Source organism: Bartonella acomydis (assembly GCF_039543025.1).
Classification (GTDB): Bacteria; Pseudomonadota; Alphaproteobacteria; order Rhizobiales; family Rhizobiaceae; genus Bartonella; species Bartonella acomydis.
Genome location: NZ_BAABIY010000030.1, coordinates 87,363 through 96,526 on the forward strand (window position 1 = coordinate 87,363; position 9,164 = coordinate 96,526).

Here is a 9,164-nt window from a genome sequence, read left to right on the forward strand (position 1 = left end):
GAGCACTCTTTAAAAAAACTAAATATCAAGATTGGAAGCAAAAGTAGAGTTTTCTTGTATGAAATGGAAGCGCGCTTCCGGTTTTGTTCCCATAAGATTTTCTACGGTATTTTTTGTTTCTTGCATTTTCATTGCATCAATAGAAACGCGAAGCAATGTGCGTTTTTTAGGATGCATCGTCGTTTCTTTGAGCTGTTCAGCACGCATTTCACCAAGCCCTTTAAAACGCCCAATTTCAATTTTAACTTTTCCGGTGAATTCGGTCTTTAGCAATTCATCCTTATGGGTGTCATCACGTGCATAAGCAACTTTGCCTCCTTGCGATATTCTATAAAGGGGAGGGACTGCAAGGTATAAATGCCCCTGACGAATAAGCTCAGGCATCTCTTGAAAGAAGAAGGTAATTAGGAGTGAGGCAATATGCGCACCGTCAACATCTGCATCTGTCATAATGATGATACGTTCATATCTGAGATCTTTTTCACGATATTGAGAGCGGGTTCCACATCCAAGTGCAAGGATCAGATCGCTAATTGTTTGGCTTGAGTGCATTTTTTCGTGTGCAGCACTGGCTACATTGAGGATTTTCCCACGAAGAGGCAAAATCGCTTGATTTGCTCTGTTTCGTGCTTGTTTAGCAGAACCACCGGCAGAATCACCTTCAACAATGAATAATTCAGCGCCAGCAGCATAGTTTTGACTACAGTCTGCGAGTTTGCCAGGAAGACGTAATTTACGTACAGCCGTTTTTCGATTGATTTCTCTATCATGACGCCGTTTAACACGTTCTTCAGCACGTTCAATAACCCAATCAAGAAGTTTTGTTGATTCTTGTGGAGAATTGGTCAGCCAATGATCAAAAGGATCGCGTATTGCATTCTCAACGATACGCTGCGCTTCGATTGTTGCTAATCGGTCTTTGGTTTGTCCAACAAATTCAGGATTTTTGATGAAAACGGAAAGTATTGCAGCCGTTGAAATCATAATATCGTCTGATGTAATGATGGAGGCGCGCTTGTTTCCGATTAATTCAGCATAAGATTTTAAGCCACGCAAAAGAACTTGGCGTAGTCCTGTTTCATGCGTTCCCCCTTCTTCGGTGGGAATAGTATTGCAATAAGATTGTACATGAGCATCACCGCCATGCCAAGCGATGGCCCACTCAACACAGCCATGGCCATTATCTTGTTTGGTTTTGCCAGAAAAAATTTCTGATGTTACTCGATATTCATCTTTTAGTGATGAGAGTAAATAGTCTTTAAGCCCATCAGGGAAATGAAAAACAGCTTTTTCAGGAATATTTTTCGTTCCTTCGAGTATGACAGGATCGCAATTCCAGCGAATTTTGACACCGCCAAAAAGATAAGCTTTAGAGCGCGCCATCTTATAAATTTTTTCTGGGTCAAAAATTGCTTTTTCACCAAAAATTTTACTATCAGGATGAAAACGAACGCGTGTACCACGACGATTATAAATCTCTCCCAAATCTTCTAATCCAGATTGAGGAATACCGCGTGAAAAGCGTTGTCGATAAAGTTTTCGTTCTCGCGCTACTTCGACTTCCATATCATCAGAAAGAGCATTAACAACAGAAATTCCTACTCCATGAAGCCCACCAGAAGTTTGATAAGCTTTTCCATCAAATTTTCCACCTGAATGGAGTTGCGTCATAATGACTTCAAGAGTAGATTTATCAGGCATTTGAGGATGATTTTCAACAGGAATGCCGCGCCCATTGTCTGTAACGCTCACATAACCGTTTTTTTCTAATGATACATCAATGAAGTCTGCATAACCAGCAACAGCTTCATCCATGGCGTTGTCAATAATTTCAGCAAACAAATGATGCAGTGCTTTACTATCTGTGCCACCAATATACATGCCAGGGCGTAAACGCACGGGCTCCAAACCTTCAAGTACGCGAATAGAGAGAGCAGTATAGCTATCTTCTGTTGAATCTTTAGTATTTTTTTTTGAAGCCACAGTTTTTATGTTCACTGAAGATTGCAGATTTTTTTCTTTTGTATTTATCCGAGACTGAACATTATTAAAAATACTAAAAAGATCTTTGCTGTTATCGCTCATAGCGTTTGATTATCCACCTCATAAATATAATCTTCATGAAAATAAAGTTTATGCCTGTTTTTTATTTAAAAATCAATGCAGTTAGGAAACATCAATTGTTGGACCAAAAATTTGTTCAAATGCTTGTTTGAGAGCGATATCAATATTATACATTGTTACAGGAACACTTAAGTCAAAAAAACTGGTTACACCATAATTTGAGATTCCGCAGGGAACAATTCCTGAATAATGCGCTAAATTAGGATTAACATTAATGGAAACTCCATGAAAGCTCACCCATTTTCGCACGCGAATGCCAATGGCGGCGATTTTATCTTCCGAAGAAATACTATTTTGTGTTGAGGTGAAATTATGTCGTTTAACCCAAACACCAACACGATCTTCACGGCGCTCCCCTTTAATGTTAAATTTGGCAAGCATTTGTATAATCCATTCTTCTAATGCGCTAATGAATGCACGGATATCTTGTTTTCGGCGTTTCAGATCAAGCATAATATAAGCAATACGCTGTCCTGGACCATGATATGTAAATTCACCACCTCGACTTGCCTCATAAACAGGAAATAAATGAGGTGCTAAAAGGTCTTTTTTATTTGCACTTGTACCAGCTGTATAAAGGGGGGGATGTTCAAGCAGCCAAACTTGTTCAGGTGCACCTTTTGCAAAAATATTTTCTACACGCTCTTGCATATAACCCAGTGCTTCAGGATATTCAATCAAGTTATGACTTATTTTCCATTCAACGGGTGAATTTCCAGAGATCGCTTTAAACTGATGTGATAAGTGATCACGATCAATATGTTTTGATGCAAATGTCATGAGCAATATTTATGTTTGTATTTGAATGTGTTATGTAATTTAAGTAGCGGAATTATAGCTTAAGCTATAAAATAGTTTATTAAAAGTAAGGGAATAAGTTTATAAATTTTGTCTTAAGAAAAAGTTTGCTATGTATAAAAATATACATTCATTTTACCATCTTCCTGTTGCACCACCACCACCGGACGAACCACCACCACCTCTAAATCCTCCTCCTGAATTATTGCCAAAAATTTCACCAGAACGTCCACCACGAGCATTCAAATTTAAAAACCAAGGTGTGAAAATTATACCCATCCAAAGATATTTTTGTGGCCCTACTTTTTTTCCGAAAATCATTGCGAGAACGGGCAGAACAAACATGATAAAAAATATTAAAAAGATGATTGTACTCGTTATCATTTCTTCTTTTTCAGCTTGTTTACGTTGTGCTTCAACAATTTTAGCCTTTTCTCTCATTCGCACAGAAAAATCAGAATCACTTTCTGTAATGACTTTGATAATTGCATGAACCGCTTCAACAATTCCTTTTTTATAATTGCCTTCACGAAAATGAGGAAGAATGAAGCTATTAATGATAACAGCAGAAAGAGCATCTGTGAGCACGCCTTCCAAACCATAGCCCACTTCAATACGCATTTCACGTTCATTGGGTGCAATAACAAATAATACACCATTATTGATTTGTTTTTGACCTAATTTCCATCTGCGAAAAAGAAGATTACTGTATGTTTCTATATCACTTCCTGAGAGGGTAGGGAGAGTTACAATAACAATTTGGTCTCCCGTTTTCTCTTCGAGCTCAGCGAGTTTTTTTGTTAAATCTTGCTTTATTGTATTATCAAGCAAATGAGCCACATCGTTAACATAGCCAGTTAAGGGAGGAAACTGAAGCTGCGCGTGGGCGACATTCACCAATGCAATTGTCAGATAGAGAATGCTTAAATAAGTCCTTAAATATAAAAAAACATTGCGTTGTATAGAATGTCTAAACGCTTTCATTAATTAAAATTAACCTTCGGTGTTTGTTGGCTATTGGTATCAATCGTAAATGTTGGCATAGGTTTAGCATCACGAAACCATAATTTAGCCCAAATCATTGTTGGCATTGTTTTGAGTGCTGTATTGTAAATCCGTACTGTTTCAATATAATCACGGCGTGCAACAGAAATTCGATTTTCAGTTCCTTCTAATTGTGATTGAAGAGCAAGAAAATTCTGATTTGCTTTAAGATCAGGATAGTTCTCAACCACAGCCATAAGACGTGAAAGTGCGCTTGATAAATTTGCTTGATTGTTGAGATATTGTTGCATTATTTCTGGATTACTCAACATATCGGCATTAATATTTACTTGTGTTGCTTTGGCACGTGCTTCAATGACATTTGTAAAAACAGCTTGTTCATGGGCAGCATAAGCTTTGACAGTTTCCACAAGATTAGGAATGAGATCTGCACGGCGTTGATATTGGTTTAGCACTTCACTCCAAGCAGCTTGTGCTTTTTCTTCATTTGTTGGTATCGCATTAAATCCACAACCACTTAAAAATGGCATTAAAAGTACCAAGAAAATGGGGACTGAAAATTGCTTTAACATTTTAGTTATAGGATAAGTCAGTATAATTGAAACAGTTTGTACATTTAACATAAAGATACCTCCGCGGACATTTCATGTATTATATAGGATATATGTTTTCAATGAAAAGTATTTTGAATTTGGTAAAAAAGAATTTCATAAAGAAATTCATACCTTTATGATTTTATCATGTTAAAACTGATTAATTGAGAATAAAATTAATTGAGAATAAAATAGTAATTATTTTTTTAAGATAGCAATGAAAGAGATAGTTTTGGAGGATCTTAAAGGGCATTGAGGATGAGAAGCCAAAACTTTTGCGAACATTTTAAAAATGCAAATAAGAGCAATATTTAAAATTAGGTATTTTTCTTGAAAAAGCAATATATTAAATTAAATTCCTAATGTTATAAATAAAGAAAAATCTGCTATGTGTGAGGAATAAGAAGAAAAATGTTCGTGCCTATTTTATAGACTGTAAACTTCAATACATACTGAACTGAAAAAAATGAACTTATTTTACTCTGTAGTTGTTATAGAAAAACCGTTTCTGCAACTTGTTGATAAAGTTATCCAAAAGCAATGAAAAAACAAAACAGAGATAAAACCGTTCCCGTTGCTATATTAATAGAGCCTCTTATTTTTTATCTTTTTAAAGTCGCACTGGTAAATGCTATCAAAATAGTCATCAAAGTAAACCATGCAAATATGTTAGAAGGAATGTATGGTTACAAGTTCAAATCCTTTTTAAAGCCACGGCTAGAAGACAAAAATTTTGGAAAGGCTGCGATATAGAAGGTTGATACTTTAGGGTTTCGTATTTATGTAATAAAACCACCCATATAGCTGGTAAAATCTTTACTTTGTCCTTAGCATTATTTTCATTCTTTGATACGGGGCTTTTGAATTTAAGTTATTGATTATTGATGCCAGATTTAAATGATTTAACTCCTATATAGAATAAGTAGTAGCTACCCATGAATTTTACTAAAAAAGAGCGTTTTATTGTTGAGAGTAATAGCTGATACACTGGAGTATGAAAAACTTTCCTTATGCATATGTTGTTGTACACAACCCAACAACATCAGCAAACACATTCTTTTTTCCCAGTCTCGCAGCATTCTCAATGATAAGAGCCATGTTTGGATCAGGAGATATAACTAAAAAAATGAGACTATGAAAAAGGTGATTGTTTGATGGTTCATTTGACTTTGATTTCTGAAATTAATTTATCTTCAAGATATAGTTTTATTTCATCAAATGAGGAAAGTTTACCTACTCCTTGTGGCGTACCTGTATATATTATATCATCACGTCGTAACTGAATGTAGCGACTTAAGAATGAGATTATTTTCCCAAAGCTAAAAATCATATCTTTCGTATTGCCAAATTGCCTCGTTTCACCATTTAACTTCATTTCAAAAGTGATTGAATCGTTTATTTTTTCTTTGTTTATGAAATCAGAGACGTATGCGGCTCCTTTAAATCCTTTCGACAAAAACCAAGGAAGCTTTTTTTCTTTTAATTTTGTTTGTAAATCTCTAGCAGTTAGATCAAGTCCAACAGCTACTGCATCGTAATATTTTTCAGCTTCTATCTCATTGACCATAAAAGCGTCTTTTGAGATTCTGAGCACAATTTCAGTTTCGAAATGTATTTCTTTAGAAAAGTTAGGGAGATCAATTTGATTTCCTAACACGAGTGAACTGTTCGGCTTGCTAAATATAACGGGTTCATCTTCGACAGCATTGCCAAGTTCATATGCGTGTTCTACATAATTAAACCCAACGCAGTAAATATTATTAATCATAGGAGAAACCACCAAGTTTTTCATTTTCTTTTTGTATAGGTAAGATATAACTGTTGAAACAATCTCTCTTCTCATATCAATATAAAAGTTTTCTAAAAATATATGTATATGTGGATTAAATTACTCTTGATAATAGCCACTTCATAAAGTTTAGAGAAGATAATGCTGATTGTTTATCTCATTTGCTCAGAATATTGATTTTCTCAGAGGCAATATGAGCTAACTATTTCAATAATTTTGTCTATGTTTACAAACATCTCTTCCTCTTCGCTCTATTAATTAATTTTGATTATAACTTTAAACAATAAATTTTCCTAATAGATTAGCAAAAAAAGAGTTCATAGCTAAATTATCTTATGTTTATTGGAATAAACTTTGAATTCACCAAAGTTTATAAAACCTAATTTTTTATAAATGCCAGTTCCCTCGTTAGATGCTTGCATACCAATAACATGACAATTCTTTTTTTTAAAATGCTTAATGGCAATTTTTGTCATTAATGTTCCAACACCTCTTTACTGAAAATCTGGATAGGTAACAATATCATAAACTTCACCAATTTCATCCGCTTTCATACAAAAACATATGGCTACAGGATAGTTATTTATATAACCAACAAACATATCTCCATTAGGATCTTTTTTATAAAAGCCTCCTATCGTTTCATAAAATATGACTGCCTCTTTATCAAAAGGCTCGAAGACGGATGCCATAACATTTCCGTAATCTCTAAAATCTTGAAGTGATTCAACTTCCTTGATTTTGTAGTTATCCGGCATAGAAGTAACATGTGAGTCTATATTTTGTGCTAAAGCTGCCATTTCTACTTCTGTTTCAACATGTTCTAAACCCATAGATAAGAGAACTTCATAAACTTTATAATGAGACGAATGCGGTCCAACCCACCAAGCTAAAAGCAGTTTTTGTGCATTAAAAGAATCAATTATAGATTTTGCTTGATCTACAGGTATAGTTTCTTGTAAATTTTTAGCAGAGACAATGTTGAATGTGTCTGAAGCAAATATTGAATGAACAGAAGATACTCCATTTGGAATCAACAACCTTCATTTTAGGGCATAATTTCGGTAAAAAAACGTCAGATCAAATATAATCCAAAATTCTTTTAAATAAGTCTCTATAACTTGCAAGTCTGAAAAGAACTTGCCGTTAATATCAAAAAAAAATTATTCTCGGGATGGTATGAGACAATGAAAGATGTTTTTGGCACAGTTGAAGTTGTTATAGCTAAACAATGTCATGAACCAATAGGGACAGCCCATCTCACTTTTCAGTTTAATTTTACACGCTTTAACAACCTAACATATAACGATAACTTTCCAGAAAAAAACGCTTAAATCATTTTTATATGAGTGATTACTATATCTTTCTGAGATAGAAATTATTTTCTAATGATAGAAGACTAAAATTCAACAGATTGTTATAAAAAATTGCAAATCTTAAAACAACCTTCGAGTTTTTCTTAACAAACTTTAAAAAAATAAATTGGTACAAAACTAAGTGTCAAAATATAAAAATTTTCTGAGAAGCTACAGTGATTGCTCGAAAATCCTATTCCCAAACCTTTATTTATCCCGCGCCTTAAAAACTCCTATAAAATCAATAAGTTATATAAAGGCAAGGGAATTTTATGGTTATTGATTTTATTAGCTTATTTTTATGTCTGTCCCGAACCTTTTAATAGCTTATTCTCAATCATTTTATCCAAATATGAAACTAAATTTGGTCGTATAAAACTTGACTCTTATTTTTATTAATCGTATAGCATCAGTATACGATAAGGGGTGGTAATGGCGATTGTGAGTTTCAAACATAAGGGCTTAAAATTATTTTATACAACAGGGTCTACAAAAGCTATTCAAGCTGATCACGTAAAGAAATTACGCGTTATCTTAACGGCTTTAACAAGTGCTACTACGCTCGAAATGTTGAAAGCACCTGCCTTTAAAATGGCATCCTCTTAAAGGTGAACTTACAGAATATTATTTTATATGGGTGAATGGAAATTGGCGTGTTACTTTTCGCTTTATAAGAACAGATGTGGAGCTTGTTGATTATCAAGACTATCATTGATGAAAGGAATAAAAAATGATGCATAATCCTGCACATCCGGGTGAAGTTCTAAAAGTAGCTTTTTTGGAAGAAATGGGGATATCAATACAAAAATTAGCTGATCACCTCCATATGACAAGAGCTTCTCTCTCAAGAGTGATTAACGGGCACGCTTCTATGAGTACCGAGCTTGCGATTAAATTAGAATTGGCTGGTTTTAGTAAAGCAAAATTTTGGTTAGATATGCAAACAAACTATAATTTATGGCAAACAATGCAACAGGCACAACCAACTATTTCTCCTCTAGTTTTTGAGGATAATCAAACACACATTTGATTTTGTTCATAACTTTTCTGGTGCTTTGCTTTGTTTTTAGTTGCTACTCATTGCTCTAACTTTTTTGAAGTTTTTTAATTGCTTCTATTGCTAGACGTTTTCTATCGGTTATTTTGGTATAAAGGGATGCCATTTTATCTTCTGTCCAGCCAAACATTGCTTTCATTTGTAGCAACGCATTGGTTTATGATGCGTTGAACAATGCTGGCATCCTTGGTTCTGGTGATGATGCAGTTGCCCTCAATGTGAGTGGAGATCTGAACAATAGCGGGCTGATTTATGCTAAGAAATCCGCAACGCTCTCCTTAGATGGGGATTTCACCAGTGGTGGTGCTCTCAATGCGGTTTCAGAACAAGACTTTAACAGTTTTGATTTAGATCTCAGGGGGAAAGAAGGCGATAAATCGAAACAAAAGAATAAGTTTCGTCAACAATCAACCGAAGTTACCACCAATAAAACCACAATAGAA

At 34.6% G+C, this 9,164-nt stretch carries 8 protein-coding genes and 2 pseudogenes; 3 read left to right on the top strand and 7 right to left on the bottom strand.

What is annotated here, in order from left to right; all coding sequences use genetic code 11:
* Nucleotides 1-18: 18 nt before the first annotated feature.
* The 6 genes from parE to ABD909_RS05485 form a co-directional block, all read right to left on the bottom strand.
* Nucleotides 19-2,085: a DNA topoisomerase IV subunit B gene (gene parE / locus ABD909_RS05455; protein ID WP_345096958.1), complete on the bottom strand. Its 2,067-nt coding sequence runs from the start codon at nt 2,083-2,085 to the stop codon at nt 19-21.
* 81 nt (nt 2,086-2,166) lie between these two features.
* Complete coding sequence (lipB, locus tag ABD909_RS05460) at nt 2,167-2,904, bottom strand: lipoyl(octanoyl) transferase LipB (RefSeq protein ID WP_345096959.1); 738 nt, start codon at nt 2,902-2,904, stop codon at nt 2,167-2,169.
* A gap of 153 nt (nt 2,905-3,057) precedes the next feature.
* Entirely contained in the window at nt 3,058-3,906 is an 849-nt protein-coding gene (locus ABD909_RS05465) for a TPM domain-containing protein (RefSeq protein ID WP_345096961.1), read from the bottom strand.
* Nucleotides 3,906-4,550 (bottom strand): LemA family protein, encoded by a 645-nt coding sequence (locus tag ABD909_RS05470; protein WP_345096962.1) that lies wholly within the window; start codon nt 4,548-4,550, stop codon nt 3,906-3,908. The genes ABD909_RS05465 and ABD909_RS05470 overlap by 1 nt, the downstream gene beginning before the upstream one ends.
* A 1,129-nt stretch (nt 4,551-5,679) precedes the next feature.
* A complete protein-coding gene (locus tag ABD909_RS05475) occupies nt 5,680-6,288 on the bottom strand; it encodes a fumarylacetoacetate hydrolase family protein (RefSeq protein WP_345096963.1) in 609 nt (202 codons plus the stop codon).
* 515 nt (nt 6,289-6,803) lie between these two features.
* Nucleotides 6,804-7,346 carry a hypothetical protein gene (locus ABD909_RS05485; RefSeq protein WP_345096965.1) on the bottom strand — a complete coding sequence of 181 codons (543 nt, stop codon included), beginning with the start codon at nt 7,344-7,346 and terminating at the stop codon, nt 6,804-6,806.
* A 750-nt stretch (nt 7,347-8,096) separates the two neighbouring features.
* Between ABD909_RS05485 and ABD909_RS05490 the strand changes: the two are divergent.
* Together ABD909_RS05490 and ABD909_RS05495 are read left to right on the top strand one after the other, a co-directional pair.
* Nucleotides 8,097-8,379, top strand: a pseudogene (locus ABD909_RS05490) (type II toxin-antitoxin system RelE/ParE family toxin).
* A 15-nt stretch (nt 8,380-8,394) separates the two neighbouring features.
* The gene (locus ABD909_RS05495) at nt 8,395-8,694 is read left to right on the top strand and encodes a HigA family addiction module antitoxin (RefSeq protein WP_345096966.1); all 300 of its coding nucleotides are present in this window, start codon (nt 8,395-8,397) and stop codon (nt 8,692-8,694) included.
* A 55-nt stretch (nt 8,695-8,749) separates the two neighbouring features.
* On the opposite strand, the pseudogene ABD909_RS05500 reads toward ABD909_RS05495, so the two are convergent.
* Nucleotides 8,750-8,863: pseudogene (locus tag ABD909_RS05500) on the bottom strand (tyrosine-type recombinase/integrase); the annotation flags it as partial.
* 25 nt (nt 8,864-8,888) lie between these two features.
* Between ABD909_RS05500 and ABD909_RS05505 the strand changes: the two are divergent.
* On the top strand, nt 8,889-9,164 hold a 276-nt coding region (locus ABD909_RS05505; RefSeq protein ID WP_345096967.1), incomplete at its 3' end, for a hypothetical protein.